The following is a 17,861-nucleotide window of genomic DNA, read 5'->3' as shown; positions in this document are numbered from 1 at the left end:
CCCCCTGCTCCCAATACGGTTCGGATAAGCAGGGGAAGCATGGGTGTAATGCATTCCCCACGACTAAAGTCGGGGGCTTTTAGTAGAGAAAGAGAAATAGCGGCTTGGTTCCTATACAGGTTCCGAAACATTATCTTCCGAACCTCTAGGCACGGTTACGATTAACAGAGGATGGACTCATCCCCACGCCCCAAAAACACATTGGTTTGCCAATAGCAATCAATATGTTTCTACCCTGTTGAGACTACGCGACAGTCTCTTGTTTACTGGAAAGCCGTTTCTACCGGGTTACGCAGTGCCTTATCCAATTTCAACATACTAATTATTATTTCATGATTTGCCTAATTTTTTTGACGGCGATAGCGCAGCGTTAGCGAGCCTGCGAGCGTCTTAAAATCGCCTACGCCTTACCCCCATGCATGAATGCACTTGCTCTCCACGGCGCGAGGACTCTGGTGAGTATTCACAAGTAAAAATGACTAATTTTGTTGTTCTGCAACTCGTTTGAGGCGGCGCAGTTGGGCTTGCATATCTTCTTTTGTCCAAGACGCAGCAAAGGTGTTGAAACCCCAACTAACTAAGGGGTTAGGGATATCGTACTCAAAGCGGTTGAGTAGGAGCGTTCCCTTTTTTGTTGGCTGACATTCCCAGCGATCGCGCCCTTGAAAAAATCCCTGAAATTCCCAAACTACCAAACCCGGTTGTCGTTCTACAACTACACTATTCAACGTGGGTTTCAGCAGAGGAATTTGAATGATAAAACGACTTTCACTGCCAACATCAGTACTCCAAGCTTCACCCACAGGTTCGCAACGGAGAACGGGGTTGAGCCAGCGATGCATGAGAGCTAAATCGCTAATACAGCGCTCCACCACCGTAGCTGTAGCATTAATTTGAATCGATTGTGACAAAACTTGAGACATTTTATATCTCTGATGCTGTTGCTGCAATTAGAGTAACGCAAAATTCAGCACTGTCAGTAGATTAAATCAAATATTTAGTAACCAGTCAGAAATTACTCTTGATATCAATGCCATAGATGTATATCTTTACTGGTAAATTGATAGGCAAAACACAAGTAGGGGCGCACAGCTAGCTGTGCGCCCCCACTGACTCAAGTTTTTGCAGCGAATACTTAAGCTTAATTCCCGAAAACCATGAACACAACTTGGCAAGGAATAACCCAGGTGATAGGAGTTGCTTTGTCCACGAGGGTGCAGCAATTTTTGGCACAATCGCCCAGCCTGCAACCAATTCAACCAGCAGTGAATCAAGGAATCTCTGATGTGCAAGGTATTGTTCAACAGTTGATTCTGTTTATACCCCGTCTGCTGGGGGCAGTGGCAATTTTGTTAGTAGGTTGGCTAATTGCAGCGATCGCAGCGGCAGTGACGCGAGGAATCCTCAATCGCACAAACATAGATAACCGCATTGCCGCAGGGATAACGGGTCGTCAAGATGTTCTCCAAGTGGAGAAATTAATCTCCAGCTTAGTCTTTTGGAGCATTATCCTGTTGACGGCGGTAGCTGTTTTACAGACATTGGATTTGGAGATAGCGTCTCGACCCCTGAATAATTTTCTCAATCAACTTATTGGCTTTTTGCCAAAGTTGGTTGGTGCGGGAATCCTTTTGGTAGCCGCCTGGTTTTTGGCGACCATTGTGAAGATTATCACTGTGCGCTCATTACAGGCATTTAACCTGGATGAGCGTTTGAATCCAGAACCAGAGGACAGGGCACCCAGCCTCAATCGGCTGTCTTTGAGTGAGACGATTGGCAATGCTCTGTATTGGTTTATATTTTTACTGTTTCTGGCCCCCGTTTTAGATACTCTGGAACTAAGGCAGGCTCTACAACCAGTCCAAGCTCTAATTACAGAAGTTTTGCTAATTCTACCGAACATTTTAGCGGCGGCGCTAATTGCTGTAGTTGGCTGGTTCATAGCTAATGTGGTGCGGCGGATTGTAACGAACTTGCTGGCGACAACTGGCATCGACCATTTAGGTAGTCGCTTAGGATTATCTTCGACTGCGGGCGTGCAACCTCTATCGAGTATTATCGGCACAATTGTCTATGTTTTGATTTTGATTCCTGTGGCGATCGCAGCCCTCAATGCCCTAGAAATTAGTGCGATCTCTGTGCCTGCGATCGCAATGCTGCAACAGATTCTCAACGCTTTACCTGCCATTTTTACAGCCGTAGCAATTTTGATTGTTGCCTATTTCGTAGGGCGGTTTATCGCGGATTTGGTTACAAGTATCCTCACCAATTTAGGTTTTAATAACATTTTCACTATTTTGGGTCTGACAACACCCAGCAGACGAATTGTAGTTTCAACAGAATCAACAACCCCCCCGATTCCAAGCCGCACTCCATCGGAAATTGCAGGCATTGTTGCTTTAGTGGGGATCATGCTATTTGCAACGGTAGCGGCGGTGAATATCTTGAATATTCCAGCCCTGACAGCATTAGTGTCTGGGATTGTGATCATATTCGGGCGGATTTTGGCGGGATTAGTGATATTTGCCATTGGCTTATTCCTGGCAAATCTGGCTTTTAACATCATTACCAGTTCTGGCGAACGTCAAGCACAGATTTTAGGACAAGTGGCGCGGATTGCAATTATTACCTTAGTGTCTGCAATGGCACTGCAACAGATTGGAGTTGCCAGTGATATTGTGAATTTAGCCTTTGGACTTTTACTAGGTGCGATCGCAGTTGCTATTGCCCTAGCTTTTGGTCTTGGGGGGCGCGATATTGCCCGCGAACAAGTTCAAGAATGGCTAAACTCTTTCAAAGGTAGAAACTAAAAGTTGATGAGGACGCAATTTCATCTGTAAATCTCTGAAAGTGCAGCCATAAGCATCAGTAGTGGAGAAAATCTATCGGCAATTGTGCCTAAAAGGTTGAAAGTTAGAGCTTAGAAGCTCGGCGTTTGAGTGTAGAACTTGACATTTCGAGTTCAAAGGTCGAAGTTCCGAGTTCCAAGCTCTAGCCTTCGAGTTAAAAGGTCGAAGTTTCGAGTTAAAAGGTCGAAGTTCCAAGTTATAAATACATGTCGCCATAAAAAATGTGCCCAAATTAAGCTACGACGCCGATAGCGAACGCGAGTGCGTCTCCAAGAGTTGTGTTAGCGAGTATTCGTACCCCTACGGGGATCTTGCTACGCGCAGCGTCTCGTAGAGAGCGTCATAGCCCGCCCTAGACATCGCCTCTAAAATAATCAATAAAATCAGGTGCAATCTTTATAGATGGCAGAATATGACAACCTTTGTAAAATACTCGCAGAAAAATACCCCCGTGATTTTACCCGTTGGCTATTAAATCAAGAACCACGAACAATTGAAATCTTAAAAACCGAATTATATCAGGTTCGCTTGATTGTTTATTAAACTCAAATCACCCCACCCCGACAATCGTCGCTTCGTCTCCCCTCCCCGCTTGCGGGGAGGGGATTAAGGGGTGGGGTGCAATGACTGTGGAAATCATAACTAATTATGCGAACATGATATTAAGGGACTTCCAAATAAAAAAATATCCCAAAACTGACGCAAAAATCTTCTCTATTTCTCCCCTCTCTGTGTTCTCTGCGTCTCTGTGGTTCGTTCATTTGGATAATTTATTTCTTGGAAGTCCCTAAGCATCGAACCGATACGTGCTGATTCAGTGACATTTCTACAAACAGAAAATCGGATTTTACACCTAGAATTTCAAACCACAATCAAATCCCAAAAACCAATTTCTCTGCGGATGCTAGATTACTATGTCCGATTGACACGGAAATATCAAGTTCCTGTTACGCCCGAAGAAATTGCTAAAATTCCAGATATCGAGACAAGACAAAATACTGCTGCTTACACGGAGATTTTAGCAGGGTTGAAGTTTGAGAAAGATTTTATTCATCAATTATTGCGGGAGGATTTTATGCAAGAATCAGTGATTTATCAGGATATTTTGCAGAAGGGAGAACAAAGAGGAGAACAAAAAGAAGCTTTTCGCTTCCTAACTCGTCAGTTAAATTGTCGTTTTGGAGAAATTGATTCATCAATAGTTGAGAGAATTCGAGTCAGGGTAAGAGCATCTCAATTAGGCTTGACACAAAGGATGAGAAGAATCTAACTTAGAGTAAATAAAACAACAACTGAGAACCCGAATCATATAATTGTTATCCATAGCGGTGCGTTTCATTTTTTGACGAAGACTACGTTTGTAGGTCTGTTCATAGTTGAGAGCGTTGAGAGCAATGCGTCTTAAAAGAGCGAAATTTCGTGGACTGTGGAAAGAACGAATGCGACAAGCATCTTCTGCAAAGGTACAATCAAGCGTCCAATGAGCCTCGTTTTCAATACCCCAATGTTTTCGGATAGCCCGACCGATAAACTCTGGGGTCTTTGAGTTCCGCAAAATGCCCAACTAGACTCTGTTGAATACTACCGATGTCCACTATTTCTTTTGGCTTTCTCTGACCGCTAGGATTTTTCAGAGCATCAGCAGATTTAGTTTCAAAGCCCTGTGACATCAACTTGACTCCTGACATTTTTTTAACAACAGCATTGAAGTCTTCTCATTTATCTTGCTCAGTTGTCAAGTGCATTTTTTATCCGGTTGTTCATACTTATCTTCTCTAATTTGTCAAGTTCACTTTATACCAAATTAGATGAGCTTACCCTGGAATTCAAGTCTTATCTACTGAACAATTGGAACAATTAGGAGAAGAGTTTTTAGATTTTTCAAATGTATCTGATTGAGTTGCTTGGCTTGAGGCAAATATAAGCATTTAAAATAATTTGTAATTACGAATTACAAATTAGTTAAAGCAAGCTTACGCGCAGCATTTCTGAAAAGGAGAAGCAGGTGGCATGGACTGGAAGGTTTTCTAGGGATAAACATAACTAACCGAACCTTATTAACTCCACCTCTATGCATCACTTTCTAAGTTTTACCTTGTGGAGTAATTCATCTTTAATGCGGTTGAGAATTGAAGTCTCATCCAAGTTTGCCAAAATCCGATTAATCACTGCTTTTGGCCCATCAGGCCCCCAAGTAGCACCATTAGCTAAATAAACTTTGGTAACTTGTCCAATCCCGTAAGAAGAAACACCAGCTACTCCCGCTTGCGTGACTGCCACCGATATATAAGGGCCAAGGGCAGCACCTGCGGTAGCTGTTGCAGAGATACCAAGTAAAGTTTTTAATCCACTCAAGCCCAAATTTGCTAACAATTCACTTGCACCAATTCCGCCCATACTCAGGGCGATTTTTTGTAGCAATTGTACAGCCCCGGCTTCAGTCATAGAGAAGCCATAGAGTTTAGATAAACCCAAAATCAGAGCAATATCAATAACTACACTACTCAGAATATCTACCACAGTTACGGGATTAAGTGCGATCGCTAGTGCCTTGGTCATCACAGCCTTCCAAATCAACTGATTAGCATTCACCTCCCGAATCATCAGTTTTCGTTCTATCAACTGCTCATTTACGATATCGGCATAAAGCATGGTATTGAGAGCAACCAAAGCTTTACCCTCACGATGCAGAATCTCCAATATTTTCAGCTTGAGTTCCTCAACTTGGGCATTACCTGTACGCAACTGTATGCCCCTAGTACCATCAGGGCGACGAATCGCCGTCTTCACTAATGGCGATGCCGCAGCCATGACAATTTCTAGAGGTGTGAGTAATTCCCGCACCCTTTCATCCCGGATTTTGTGATAAATTGCCATCCGGTCTGCTTCTGGATACTGGTCTACTTTATTAAACACCAGAATGATCGGTTTACCTGCTTCCCGCAACTGAGAAAGGGCAGCGTATTCTAGCTTTGTCATGTCGCCAGATATCACAAACAGAATCAAATCCGCAAGTTTTGCAATCTGTTCAGCTAATGCGGCACGGGTTGCACCATCTACTTCATCTAACCCAGGAGTGTCAATTAATTCCACCTGGGATTGACCTACACCAGGGAGAGTAACTCGCAAAGCACGTTCAGTTTCTCCAATCGCTTCTTCACTAATACTCCAATTAACTCTTTGTGCAGCACGAGTGACACCATGCAGCGGCCCAGTTTCAAATACTGTTTGCCCAACCAAAGAATTGAGTAGAGAAGACTTACCACGTCCCACCATGCCAAAAGCCGCAATCTGCACCACCATGCGGTCTAACTTCCCCAGCATAGTTTCCAAATCAGCAATTTCCGTCTCCAATCCGGTTTTTTCTTGGAGGGTGAGGTCAAGATTGGCTACCAAGTTTCGCAGCGCCGTTTGTGCTTGTTTATAGTTCAGTTCCGTCTGAATATCTTCAAAACTGAAAATGGCACTATCCAGTTGTTCCTCCCAGCTGAGAGAATTTGCGTCAGTGTTAGCGGAATCGCTTTGATCAGGTTCAGGCACGGGCAATGTCGAAGTCATATTAATTTTAGATTTTAGGATTTTAGATACACCCCCTTTACTATCCTAGTTATTTTTAGAAGCGGTTTGGCGAGATGACGCAGACAAAGGAGACAAGGGGAATAAGTATACCCCATGCCCAATGACCAATGACTAATGACCAATGACTAATGACCAATGACTAACAAAAAGTCATAAACTGAAAAATGCATCTAAATAACGCGTTAGGATCTTGACTAAATTACCTGTGCGGAAAATCGTTATTGCCGGCAACTGGAAAATGTTCAAAACCCAGGCAGAGACCCAGGAGTTTTTACAAGGATTTCTGCCCCACTTAGAGGAAACCCCCCAAGGGCGAGAAGTGATATTGTGCCCTCCGTTCACTGATTTAAGTGTTTTGTCCAAGAGTTTGCACGGTAGCCTCATCCAACTGGGAGCGCAAAATGTCCACTGGGAAGAATTTGGAGCCTATACGGGTGAGATTTCTGCCCCAATGCTGACAGAACTTGGTGTGCGCTTTGTGATTGTCGGTCATAGCGAACGACGGCAATTCTTTTGTGAAACGGACGCAACCGTTAATCTGCGCCTCCGAACTGCTCAAAGGTTTGGTTTGACCCCAATTCTCTGTGTTGGCGAAACTAAACAACAACGAGATGCCAGAGAAACTGAATCACTGATTGCTCTCCAACTCGACAAAGGCTTGGTAGATATTGATCAGGAGAATTTGGTGATTGCCTACGAACCGATTTGGGCGATTGGTACTGGTGACACTTGTGAAGCCGCGGAAGCTAATCGAATAATTGGCTTAATTCGTAGTCAATTGAGTAATCCAAATGTATCAATTCAATATGGTGGCTCAGTTAAGCCGAATAATATTGATGAGATCATGGCTCAACCAGAAATTGATGGTGTTTTAGTAGGAGGAGCAAGTCTGGAAGCTGAGAGTTTCGCTCGAATTGTGAATTTTCAGTCAGTGTAATGTGCTTTCTTCTCGTTCCCATGCTCTGCATGGGAATGCCTAATGTAAATTTATGCCAAGCAACTTGATAATTCGGGAACGCTGTTTCGAGTGGGGACAGCGGACTTATTTAATGGGCATTTTGAATGTGACGCCTGATAGCTTTAGTGATGGGGGTGAGTTTAACACTACCTCTGCTGCTTTAGTACAGGCGCAAGCACTGGTAGCTGCTGGTGCTGACATTATCGATGTGGGCGGTCAATCAACTCGACCAGGGGCAAAGCAAATAACTCTGGCACAGGAACTTGACCGGGTTTTATCGGTGTTACAGGTGCTAAGACTAGAAATTTCAGTCCCGATTTCTGTAGATACTACCCGTGCTGGTGTAGCCAAGGCATCTGTAGAAGCTGGAGCGGATATTATTAATGATATTTCTGGCGGCACTTTTGACTTAGAAATGTTACCAACAGTTGCAGAGTTAGGTGTGCCGATTATTTTAATGCACATCCGGGGAACACCACAGACAATGCAACAACAAACTGATTATCAAGATTTGCTCACAGAGATTTATAGTTTTTTGGCTCGGCAAATTGAGGTAGCAACTACTGCGGGCATCGACCTGAATAAAATTATTATTGATCCTGGTATTGGCTTTGCTAAGAACTATGAGCAAAATTTAGAAATTTTTCGCCACTTGCGATCGCTTTCACCACTAAATTGCCCTATCTTGGTAGGAGCATCCCGTAAAAGTTTCATTGGTCGCATTTTAAATCAACCAGATCCCAAAGCACGAGTTTGGGGAACGGCAGCAGCTTGTTGTGCTGCTATTTTTAATGGCGCTGATATCCTCCGAGTTCACGATGTTCAAGAAATGCGCGATGTTTCACTAGTAGCCGATGCGCTACTGAGACAAGACGCACAGCCTGACTGTTAGGTATTACCATTTTCGGTTTTTTTGCCATTACTTTCTGTATTTACTGACTCGGCTATCAACTCCTGAAACATTTCACTTGAGTTAGCTGGGTCTACAAAGACAATTTTGGCATTACTGCTCTCACCAAGTTTTTGGCTAGCATCTACGTAATCTTGAGCCACGAGATACCGCAGAATGTCCCTACTATCTGGATTGGAACGGAGAGCTTGAGAAATGATTTGCACTGAAGCCATAGTTCCTTCTGCTTTTTTAATCGCAGCTTCCTTTTCCCCTTCTGCTTCGGTAATCAGCGCCCGTTTTTTGATTTCAGCGGCTTGCTGCTCTTCCCTTGACTTTCGTACACTATCAGGTAGGGTAATTCTCTGAAGGTCTAACCGGAGAATCTCAACTCCCCAATCTGCCGTTATCTCATTCAACTGGTCTATGATAGCTGAGTGCATTTCCGCTCTGGAGACATTTGTCTGCTCTAGGGTGTTTTGGGCAATGATTTCCCGGAGCGTGGTTGTAGTCACCTGTGTCAGTGCCCCTTGCAGATCCTCAATAGCATAAAAGCTTTTCTCAATATCTCTAATGCGCCAGTACACAATAGCATCCACTTCCACATAAATATTATCTTGGGTGATCACATTCTGAGGTTTGATGTCTAAAAACTGCTCTCGTGTAGTATCTTCCATCACAATCTGATCTACCAAGGGAACAATAAAGTTCAGCCCAGGTTTAAGTTTCCGATGATACTGTCCCAGGCGTTCGACTAGGGCTTCATTACCTTGATTAATCAGTTTTGCAGAACCTAAGGCATAACCTATAAGCACTAAAACTATAAAAATGATTGGCTCCATATATACTCCTATTCAGCTTTTGGGAGAATTTAGTGTCAAGGATATGCTAATAGCTTGTCATATCTTTGAGTTTAATGTTTTGAGTCTGTAATTTTATGAACACCAGCAGCGATGTCTGATGTCGAGTCGCTGCGCGTCTTGTACATATTCTGTAAGTAGGCTGTTTTGCGGAATGCGATCGCTATTAAAGCACCTTGATAAAATGCTGGCAAGGACTACTTTATGTAATTAACATTACTTGTACTGACATTTTCAGAGACTTGAGAATTTAATTCAGCATATATACTTAAACATGTTTAAGTACATGTAAAATTTTAAAATATCCATATATCGGATTAAAATTGGCTTCAGCCATTAAAAATGCAAAAATATTATGGGCGGGCTGTTAATTATAGGACTTACGCAAGAGTTACGGAATAACGAACCACAGAGGCGCAGAGTACACGGAGAAATCAGAGTTTGAGAGATATTTTGCGTAAGTCCTAAATTAGACTTATAGGTTTTATCCTATTTTTTACAGGCTTACACTTTTTAACCAAAACATTATATTTGTTAGCGGTTACTATCTACCTTTTTTTAGCAGACTACCTGCTACTGTTTCCGTATCAGCGATTATGGCAGGTGCATTTACATTGGTGTTTTTTATGAGACAAGCTACTAATCTTGCATGGATTTTTTTATGGATTGGCATATTACTAGTTTTCTTAAGCAGTGGAGTTATTTTAAAGCCAACTAGCTTATGGAATTTCATAATTGCTTTTGCAGCATTAGCATCGGCATATAAATTACTAAATCAGGGCAGAATCAACTTTTAAAATCTCTAAATCTAATCATATTTTTTCATCTACTTTAGTAGCTAAAACTACATTATTACCCAGTTGATAGTACAGCGATAAAAATTTAGTATTATAATTTTACCCTCTTGTCTATTGCTTCTGAGAGTGCATTAGGGCACTTAGATTAACTTTTAGTTAAGTACCGATTTCACGATGCAGAAGCACATGTAACCCGCTTCAACCGGACGAATAGCCTCTTAATTATGACTTTAGCTCAGGGGGGTTTTACTAAGGCTGAGGGTAATATTAGAATGGAAACTATTGATGATGAGGAACAGGCAAGAATGACCCAGGTGGTTCTAGGAGAGAACGAAGGAATAGACTCAGCTTTGCGTCGGTTTAAACGTCAGGTTTCCAAAGCTGGGATATTAGCTGATGTGAAATATCATCGGCACTTTGAAACACCGATTGAAAAACGCAAACGTAAGGCAGTGGCAGCTAGACGCACAAGACGTTTTAAATAAACCTATTTGGTTTGGTACTGGCGTTGCTTGAGGTTATAACGTAAAATAGGCAACAGCGCGACGCCGATAGCGTACCCTTACGGGGAAGCTACGGGTAGCGTCTCGTAGAGAGCGTCACGAGCGTCATAGCCCGTCGTAGACATCGCCATTATTCTTACAAAAATTAAGTAAACTATGCCGTACCCTAGATTAAGGTGTAGATGAGTTACTTTTGCTATGTACAGAAGGCGTTAAGGGCTTTATCTCAGTTAGATGGAGCAAGCTAAAATCGCTGCCCATCAACCAAAATAAGCGCCTTTGCCGAACTTACAAGGTAGTATTCATCCAACCCTAAGATTCAGAATTATTTATGGTGCGGCTATTACAAACATTCATCGCCTTTTCTACTCCCTGCTTGAGGCTTAGTTCAATACACTCAACCACGAACTGAAGTACAAGAGACATCTGCTGATTTTCTGCTGCCGAAAATCGCCCCAGCACATGAGAAACAGCATCAGAATCATCGTTATTAGCTGCACCTTTAGGTTTACCAATACCGATTCGCAAACGGGGAAAGTTTTGGGTACTAAGATGTGCGATCGCACTTTTCATACCGTTATGTCCCCCAGCCGAACCAGATAACCGCAGACGAGTTTTTCCCAAAGGCAAATCCATATCGTCATAAATCACTAGCACTGATTCAGGCGGCAATTTATACCAACTCGTCACCGCTTGTATTGCTTGTCCTGAGCGATTCATATAAGTTAACGGCTTGAGCAAGCGAATCTTACCTCCACCTGGGGCCATACCCTCACCATACTCACCCTGAAACTTGCGGTTTTCTGCTAAGGGAATGCGCCAAGAACGGGAAAGAGTTTCTACAGCAGCAAAGCCGATATTATGGCGTGTTTGGTCGTACTTGCTTTCTGGATTCCCCAACCCGACAATTAGCTGGGGAATCACCAAAGCTGATTGCGTAACAGCTTCTGTCATTTTGCCTACAGTCAATCAATTTTAGATTTTAGATTTGCAATTTTGGATTGAAACAGACCATAAGGGTATAGGGCTAAGTGATTTTAGATTGACGGTTTTGGATTTGTTCCGTCCACCAGAGGCGTTGCTGTAAAACAATCTAAAATCCAAAATCCAAAATCCAAAATTCCTATGTTCTCCTAGCTAGGTTGGGAAGAACTAGCGGTATCCTGCTCAGATTTAGCAGGGTAGATTTGCTTAGGTTCCAATTCAGCAGTAGTTTTGACAACTTCTTCTAACTGTTCTGCTTCTTTTTGAAACTCGTTTTGAAAATCTTTGGAAGCTTCTTGGAAACTACGAATTGTTTTGCCCACACTCCGCCCAATCTCTGGCAACTTTTTAGGGCCAAAGATTAACAGCGCTACTACCATAATTACAGCCATTTCTGGCAAACCGATACCAAATATATTCATTTTTGTCTCCTGTAAACTCTAAAACCACTACATAGACTCACATATTTATGTAGTCTACTCAATAATCGCCTATCATAGAAAGCGATCGCCCCACAAGCGAGTTATGCTTTATGTCTCTGACAATTAAAGACTTAGAACAATTACAGTTACAACATCTTGATTGGCAGATGGAGCTAGTAGAGGGAAACATGTCACGAATAGTTCGTCATCAACCGATAACTGTTAACTGATAATTGTTCACTGATTTTAAAGATCCTCCCTCCCAACCCCACAGGCTACACGAAAACCAATATAGAAGTTGAAGAGGGCGGGCTGCGTCCTATCGTTGCTGTTGCGGGACGCGGAACGGCAGACACTAAGATGTTTGTCCCAGGAACCGCCCCGCACCACGGCATCTCCTTGTTTTTGATGAAAATTAGCATTATTGCCAAACCAAGGTCTGCCATCTGCTGGCGCTCCTTCATAGTTTTTGTGCCAATCATCAAGACACCATTCATACACATTCCCGTGCATATCGTATAACCCAAAGGCGTTAGCTACTTCAAAGCTGCCCACAGGTGTAGTCTTTTGTCTAGCAGTGGCATTGTAGTTAGCTAATTTCGACGTAATTGTTTCGCCAAAATGAAATGCTGTTGTTGTTCCGGCTCTACACGCATATTCCCATTCAGCTTCACTAGGGAGGCTGTAGGGTCTGCCTGTATATTGAGATAGGCGCAAGCAAAATTCAACTGCATCGTACCAAGAGACGTTTTCAACAGGGCGATTTGCTCCTTTAAAACGAGATGGATCTCGATTTAGCCCCCGCTTCACCTGGGGTAACTGTGCCACAAATTGCCACTGCTCTTGAGTGACTGGATACTTAGCCAAGAAAAACGGCTGCACAGTGACTCTATGCTGGGGATTTTCATCGTTATCGCGTTGCGGCTCATCTGGTGGCGACCCCATTTCAAAAGTTCCTCCAGGGATAGCTACCATGTCTATCAAGAGTGCTAATGGTTTTCCTGCTGCTTCACCGAGAAACTCTACAAAATAAAATGCTTGGTTTGGTTGTTTATTAATTACTTTTCCACGAGCATCAACTGTTACTGTGTCAAACTCAAAAGTTTGCAGTTCCTCTTCATCCTGGATGGGTTGACCATCAAGTATCTGCTTTGACAATTTCAACAACGGCTCAAAACCCTTTTCCGATAACAGGTCAGCATAACTCTCTACTAATACTGCCCATCTGATACGCTCTTTAGCATCTGTGGAGGCTGTGAGCTTTTGCAACTCTTGTCTGATAGCGTTAATTAGTTCTTTTTCATCTGAACTAAAGTATGCTAGGGCTGTCCATTGTGAGCGTTGTCCAAATACCAAAGCACGGTCATTATTCTCAACCTGTAAGCGATTGACAATATACCGAGACATAAAATTCGCCAGTTCCTTGAGTCGCTTTTCCGTAAACTGCTCGCACAAAAGACGAAGTAAGGCATCTCTGGTTTTGCCTTCCATTTCATACAAGTCATAGCCTGCGGGTTGGCATAATCCTGATAGCAACACATCAGCGACTGCATACCAGGGGACATCAGGCACAAAATTCTCACGCAAACAGTAGAGTAAATCTGAAGTGAGGGTAAGGGGGAAAGCAGCATGGCAAGCCAAATACAGCGCATTCGTTCCGTAGCGCCCTTCAAAAGCACGAATACGGCGATTTGTCAAATCTTCTCTTTTGTTATCTTCTCTTTTGTTGGGCTGGCTTGCAGATGAGGATACATTTGCCATGTGTTAATCATATTCTCCTGTGGAATTGCCCGTGCCGCTTTTTGTAGAATTGCAGGCTCATAGGTTAACATTTTGCCATTGAGTACCGCGTTGATTGTCTGGGCTGAAGTTTGCTCCCAGCGTTGAGGTGGTAGAGGATTAAGCCAGATTAATTGTCGAATACAAGGTGATAATGCTGTCAAAGGTGCGGTCAAAAATGTTGGCATCGTAGTTGGCGCAAGGTTTAACCCACAATAACCGACAGACTCGCTTGAAATCTTGCCATCCACCTAATCCGTAACCTTGAGCAATTGCTTGCCGTAATAAATCATGCTGTTCCAGTGTTAAAGCCATTCCAGCTTTTCGCAACTCTTGGAACAAATCTAGTAATAACGAATCGATTAAGACTGACTGAGAACTACTCATAACGCTCAAGTCAAACGCTTTCTCTTCTCTGATAGAAATCCTGATCCTGTTTTGTCTTCAGCAGGGTTCCTAGTAAAGGTATTTGGTTCGATAAATTTTCTAAATCCTCTAATGCTTTTTTAACATCTTCTTTATTTAAGAGGGCAGTCAGAAATTCTATAAATTCACTCGTTCCCGGTGGTCTAGTTCCTGGGACATTTTTTAGCAGTTCACGAATTTCATAAAAACGTTTTATAGCTTGTTCAACTAGTTTTTTTCTGTCTTTTTGCTGTTTACCAAATCGTTCCTCGATAATTTTCCGTAATCGATTCTCATCAGGAAAATCTACAAAGAAGTAAAGACAGCGACGAAGGAAAGGTTCTGGTAAAGGCTTTTCACGATTACTGGTAATAAAAATAATCGGCTTATGCTCAGGTGTAGGATATGACTCTCCAGTTTCCGGCACTTCAAAACGCAATTCTTCTAACTCAAGCAATAAATCATTAGCAAAATCGCCATCAGCTTTGTCAATTTCATCAATTAATAAAATAGGACGATGAGGATGTTCTTGTAATGCGTTGCCTAAAGCTCCAAATTCTCGATAATTTTTCTTATCCTGCAATCGAGTCTTTAGTTTTTGAGTCTCTTTGTCTCCTAGAAATTCTTGCAATCTTTGCGGGTCAGTTCCCATTAATTGAGCGTCTCGTAATCTAGCAACAGCATCATAGGTATACAGTCCATCACGGGCGCGAGTTATAGATTTAATATTCCAGATATAATAATCCCACAACTGTAATTGTTCAGCATTTTCATTGTTATGGTCTTGCAGATATTTTTGCGTAAACTCGTAGACAACTGCTCCAGCTAAACGAGTTTTACCACAACCAGGTTCGCCTTCTAAAAGTAATGGTCGCTCAAGTGCGATCGCTAAGTTAACTGCTTCTTTTAAATCTTCACTGGGTATATATGGATAATACACTCGCTGGTTCAAGTGTTTAACCCCTTCTTGAGGAGGTTGAGACTCTCCTGTATATTGCAGTAGTAACTTCTGGGTTGGGGCTTGTTCTTTACTCATCCTGCTAACTTCCAATAGGGTTCTATTGCTGTAATATCATATTCTACTTGAAAGAATGTATGACAAATTTCGTTAAGTACATCATAAGGTTTTCCTTTACAAGAATTTTGAATATCATCAACAATTGATTGTATTTCATCTTCTTTTCGATCAATGAAGTTATACACATAGTCTGGAGCCAACCAATTTTCGACATCATCCCGTAAAATCATGTTTAAAGGTGCCAGTGAAATAGAATATTGATTTTCATTAATTTCAGGTGGTTGGATGAAATTGAATATATGCAATTTATCCAACACAGTGCTATCATTTTTTTCTGCTAGAAGTAGAACAAGGCGCGACCGAAAAGAACGCTGTTGAGTTGATGTTGATATAGAACGAACTTTATTTACTAAATCTGACCAAAATTGATGAAACTCATGTATTTCAGCTTCATCTAAAGAGCTAAGACCATAAATCGCAATAATTACAGATTTTGTTTCACACAACTTAGCCAACTCTTGAATTACCGTTTCTCGATTGAGATTATTTTCTAGCATGAATTTTTGCCAAAAATTATTAAAATCAATTCGTATCGAATAACTAATCCGAATTGAAGATTTTTTTGCCTTTTCAAAACCCGGTACACATCCTGCCAAACGCCGCACCAACCAACGCTGAATCATTTCGTTTTCTGTCTGAATTAGAAAGGCACTTTCTTTGCACCTTGTCATCACATCTGTAAAATCTTGTTGCTGGGTGCTGTAATCCAGTAAATATAAAAGGTCTGATATGTTCTCTTCAGGGGACTTTGTTTTCGTAGAGTCTTTCTCCAGTTTATGTTTATCAAATTTACATTTATTTGGATTTGAAAAAAATGGATTTCGTATGAAAGTAGGTGAACTCAATAATTTTGAACAAGACGCTTCTGCCTTTTGACTTAGCTGATTTTCTTGAAGATAGTTATTAATACAATTTAACAAGTCATCAATTTTGATAAATTCATCTTTATCCTTCTGCTTCCAATTGTCAGATTTCATCGCTTTTTCAAGTGCATCTACAAAATCACCATCTCCAGCCTCTGTATTCGAGTCTGCCGAGGCAATAATCCAAAAACTTATGTTTTTGGTAGCAGTTTGGCATTGAGTTAAGCTTGAAACCAAAACATTGCTTGCTCCTTTACCGGCATAACATACGTCAAGTATTAGTAAAATATTTTGAGGATAATTTACCTTTCCTGGGAATAAGTATTTGACCAAATCATCAGTTTTGATTGTTGTATTAGGTAAATCGGCCTTATTTGATTCAAAGGTGTATAAGTAGTGAGAATTTTGCTCTTCGCCTTCATCTGCATGTCCTGCATAGTAGATAATTATGCAGTCAGAATTGTTACGTTCCTCACTAGAAAACCAAGAAGATAATGCATGTCTAATCTTGCCAGATGTTGCATCAATATAAATCTGATCTGCCAAAACCCTTTGGTATCCTTGTTCTTTGTTAACTAATAGCTCATCAATTTTTCTAATATCACCTTCAACCCGTTGTAATTTATGTGGATTTATTTTTGTACAACTAGATGATCCAATAGCGATTAAATACTTACGCGGCTCGTTTACTGAGGAGACATTCATAAGAATTAGTTATTCAAAAAGACCTGTGGCAACGGCAAGACCAGTCTCTTTTGCTGTTAAATATCTCCGCACATCATGAGATTCCCAGCCGTTATACACCAACTGATCAATTACAGAACCGAAGTAAGGAGCAAGTTCCTTTTCAAGCGCCACAATATCGCCTTTGTCTGCGATATTAAACCACTGTTTTACATTAGATTCTTAGATGATTGCGCTTCACTAAGCAACCATTGTTTGATTACTTCCACTACAACTTGACTCGTTTTCAAACCACGCAAAGCGCCAGCTGCATGAAACTGCTTCTTGCGATCGCCCGCAATACTAATCTGCATAGCAGCTAGTCTCAGTACTATCTACACAAAGCTACAAATGTACAAAAGAGTGTTGAAATGGATATTAGCACTATAAGTAAATTTGCGATAGTAGTTAAGCTTAAGCAAATCTAAACTTTTTAACCAAATACTTGCTGTGTCCTGACCAGAAGAGGGCAAGGGGACAAGGAGAGATTGTAACGCGTTGTTTTGCGATCGCTTCTAACCCTCTTATGTCACCTTGGGCAGAGAAAAATAAATCTAAGTACACTTACATCTAAATTCTGACTCCTGAATTCGGAATTCTGAATTAAAACTCACAAAAAAACCCGGAAGAACCGGGTGTAACTTAACTTGTTATCCAAACTTGATAGCTGTGTATCCTTTAGCGCCCTAAACTGCGCCAATCGACTACTACATCCTCAACCAACAGTGTTCTATTGTAAAGTTGCAGAATAATTAGCAGAAACACGAAAAATAGCAAAATAAAAACAGCCATCACAGGGGTAGTACCCCAACCTGGAGCCACTTTCCCATACTCAGAGTTCAGTGGTTTCAGGATATCTCCCAACCTAGTCCTTTGTGCCATAGTTCACCTAATATTACTTGCCAAAGCTTTTTTTAATCTTCTGTAATATTCTATAAGAATAGCACTCATCATCTATTCCTCAATTATGGAACCCGCAATAGTTCTTAGCATTTCTGTAGCTGCCGTGGTGATTGCCATCACCGGAATTTCGATTTATACCTCCTTTGGCCCTCCTAGCAAGCAATTGAACGATCCGTTTGATGATCACGAAGATTAAAAGAGTCATTAGTCATTAGTCATTAGTCATTAGTCATTAGTCATTTGTCAATGGTCTGTGGAAAACCACAACT

Annotated in this window: 21 protein-coding genes and 2 pseudogenes; 7 read left to right on the top strand and 16 right to left on the bottom strand. The window is 41.6% G+C overall.

All coding sequences use genetic code 11. The annotated features are described in order from the left end of the window. Positions 1 to 479 precede the first annotated feature (479 nt). Positions 480 to 923, bottom strand: coding sequence for an SRPBCC family protein (locus tag LC653_RS09540; RefSeq protein WP_100901192.1), 444 nt, complete (start codon positions 921 to 923; stop codon positions 480 to 482). A 234-nt stretch (positions 924 to 1,157) separates the two neighbouring features. Between LC653_RS09540 and LC653_RS09535 the strand changes: the two genes are divergently transcribed. Both LC653_RS09535 and LC653_RS09530 read left to right on the top strand, forming a co-directional pair. Then, positions 1,158 to 2,810 carry a mechanosensitive ion channel gene (locus LC653_RS09535; protein WP_229494251.1) on the top strand — a complete coding sequence of 551 codons (1,653 nt, stop codon included), beginning with the start codon at positions 1,158 to 1,160 and terminating at the stop codon, positions 2,808 to 2,810. A gap of 826 nt (positions 2,811 to 3,636) precedes the next feature. After that, positions 3,637 to 4,068 (top strand): annotated as a pseudogene (locus LC653_RS09530) (DUF4351 domain-containing protein); the annotation flags it as partial. 18 nt (positions 4,069 to 4,086) lie between these two features. Here the strand turns inward: LC653_RS09530 and LC653_RS09525 are convergent. Together LC653_RS09525 and LC653_RS09520 are read right to left on the bottom strand one after the other, a co-directional pair. After that, positions 4,087 to 4,383: pseudogene (locus LC653_RS09525) on the bottom strand (transposase); the annotation flags it as partial. Continuing rightward, complete coding sequence (locus LC653_RS09520; protein ID WP_229494339.1) at positions 4,343 to 4,519, bottom strand: hypothetical protein; 177 nt, start codon at positions 4,517 to 4,519, stop codon at positions 4,343 to 4,345. The gene LC653_RS09520 and the pseudogene LC653_RS09525, both read right to left, overlap by 41 nt. A 154-nt stretch (positions 4,520 to 4,673) precedes the next feature. Between LC653_RS09520 and LC653_RS09515 the strand changes: the two genes are divergently transcribed. Continuing rightward, positions 4,674 to 4,748 (top strand): DUF4351 domain-containing protein, encoded by a 75-nt coding sequence (locus LC653_RS09515; RefSeq protein ID WP_372478145.1) that lies wholly within the window; start codon positions 4,674 to 4,676, stop codon positions 4,746 to 4,748. Between the two features lie 177 nt (positions 4,749 to 4,925). Here the strand turns inward: LC653_RS09515 and LC653_RS09510 are convergent, their stop codons facing one another. Continuing rightward, positions 4,926 to 6,407, bottom strand: coding sequence for a GTP-binding protein (locus tag LC653_RS09510; protein WP_229494250.1), 1,482 nt, complete (start codon positions 6,405 to 6,407; stop codon positions 4,926 to 4,928). 226 nt (positions 6,408 to 6,633) lie between these two features. Here LC653_RS09510 and tpiA point away from each other — a divergent pair, with 226 nt between their 5' ends. Continuing rightward, positions 6,634 to 7,365, top strand: coding sequence for a triose-phosphate isomerase (gene tpiA / locus LC653_RS09505; RefSeq protein ID WP_229494335.1), 732 nt, complete (start codon positions 6,634 to 6,636; stop codon positions 7,363 to 7,365). A gap of 52 nt (positions 7,366 to 7,417) precedes the next feature. Next, the gene (gene folP / locus LC653_RS09500; protein ID WP_229494249.1) at positions 7,418 to 8,278 is read left to right on the top strand and encodes a dihydropteroate synthase; all 861 of its coding nucleotides are present in this window, start codon (positions 7,418 to 7,420) and stop codon (positions 8,276 to 8,278) included. Here the strand turns inward: folP and LC653_RS09495 are convergent. Both LC653_RS09495 and LC653_RS09490 read right to left on the bottom strand, forming a co-directional pair. After that, a complete protein-coding gene (locus tag LC653_RS09495) occupies positions 8,275 to 9,117 on the bottom strand; it encodes an SPFH domain-containing protein (protein WP_229494248.1) in 843 nt (280 codons plus the stop codon). The two genes, folP and LC653_RS09495, sit on opposite strands and share 4 nt — an antisense overlap. 71 nt (positions 9,118 to 9,188) lie before the next feature. Next, entirely contained in the window at positions 9,189 to 9,329 is a 141-nt protein-coding gene (locus tag LC653_RS09490) for a hypothetical protein (RefSeq protein WP_229494247.1), read from the bottom strand. 908 nt (positions 9,330 to 10,237) lie between these two features. Here LC653_RS09490 and rpsU point away from each other — a divergent pair. Next, positions 10,238 to 10,417, top strand: coding sequence for a 30S ribosomal protein S21 (gene rpsU / locus LC653_RS09480; protein ID WP_069073049.1), 180 nt, complete (start codon positions 10,238 to 10,240; stop codon positions 10,415 to 10,417). Between the two features lie 330 nt (positions 10,418 to 10,747). On the opposite strand, the gene pth is transcribed toward rpsU, so the two are convergent. From pth to psbH, 10 genes are all read right to left on the bottom strand, one after another. Continuing rightward, entirely contained in the window at positions 10,748 to 11,389 is a 642-nt protein-coding gene (gene pth / locus LC653_RS09475; protein WP_229494246.1) for an aminoacyl-tRNA hydrolase, read from the bottom strand. A 179-nt stretch (positions 11,390 to 11,568) separates the two neighbouring features. Continuing rightward, a complete protein-coding gene (locus LC653_RS09470; RefSeq protein ID WP_100901199.1) occupies positions 11,569 to 11,841 on the bottom strand; it encodes a TatA/E family twin arginine-targeting protein translocase in 273 nt (90 codons plus the stop codon). Between the two features lie 246 nt (positions 11,842 to 12,087). Further along, positions 12,088 to 13,602, bottom strand: a complete 1,515-nt coding sequence (locus tag LC653_RS09465; protein ID WP_229494245.1) for a formylglycine-generating enzyme family protein — start codon at positions 13,600 to 13,602, stop codon at positions 12,088 to 12,090. Further along, positions 13,536 to 13,808 (bottom strand): hypothetical protein, encoded by a 273-nt coding sequence (locus LC653_RS09460; RefSeq protein WP_229494244.1) that lies wholly within the window; start codon positions 13,806 to 13,808, stop codon positions 13,536 to 13,538. The genes LC653_RS09465 and LC653_RS09460 overlap by 67 nt, the downstream gene beginning before the upstream one ends. Beyond that, complete coding sequence (locus tag LC653_RS09455; protein WP_229494243.1) at positions 13,741 to 14,007, bottom strand: hypothetical protein; 267 nt, start codon at positions 14,005 to 14,007, stop codon at positions 13,741 to 13,743. Before LC653_RS09455 ends, LC653_RS09460 begins: the two co-directional genes overlap by 68 nt. A 10-nt stretch (positions 14,008 to 14,017) precedes the next feature. Next, positions 14,018 to 15,061, bottom strand: coding sequence for an AAA family ATPase (locus LC653_RS09450; RefSeq protein WP_229494242.1), 1,044 nt, complete (start codon positions 15,059 to 15,061; stop codon positions 14,018 to 14,020). Next, positions 15,058 to 16,671, bottom strand: coding sequence for a caspase family protein (locus tag LC653_RS09445; RefSeq protein WP_229494241.1), 1,614 nt, complete (start codon positions 16,669 to 16,671; stop codon positions 15,058 to 15,060). The genes LC653_RS09450 and LC653_RS09445 overlap by 4 nt, the downstream gene beginning before the upstream one ends. A 9-nt stretch (positions 16,672 to 16,680) precedes the next feature. Then, a complete protein-coding gene (locus LC653_RS09440; RefSeq protein ID WP_229494240.1) occupies positions 16,681 to 16,824 on the bottom strand; it encodes a hypothetical protein in 144 nt (47 codons plus the stop codon). A gap of 35 nt (positions 16,825 to 16,859) precedes the next feature. Next, entirely contained in the window at positions 16,860 to 17,003 is a 144-nt protein-coding gene (locus LC653_RS09435) for a hypothetical protein (protein ID WP_229494239.1), read from the bottom strand. A gap of 364 nt (positions 17,004 to 17,367) precedes the next feature. Continuing rightward, entirely contained in the window at positions 17,368 to 17,571 is a 204-nt protein-coding gene (gene psbH, locus LC653_RS09430; RefSeq protein ID WP_109011888.1) for a photosystem II reaction center phosphoprotein PsbH, read from the bottom strand. Positions 17,572 to 17,656: 85 nt separating this feature from the next. Between psbH and psbN the strand changes: the two genes are divergently transcribed. Continuing rightward, entirely contained in the window at positions 17,657 to 17,788 is a 132-nt protein-coding gene (gene psbN / locus LC653_RS09425; RefSeq protein WP_109011889.1) for a photosystem II reaction center protein PsbN, read from the top strand. The last annotated feature ends 73 nt before the right edge of the window (positions 17,789 to 17,861 follow it).

The sequence above is a fragment of the Nostoc mirabile CHAB5784 genome, from assembly GCF_020829645.1.
In the GTDB taxonomy this organism is placed as follows: domain Bacteria; phylum Cyanobacteriota; class Cyanobacteriia; order Cyanobacteriales; family Nostocaceae; genus Nostoc; species Nostoc mirabile.
This window is presented reverse-complemented; position numbering and strand designations above follow the sequence as displayed.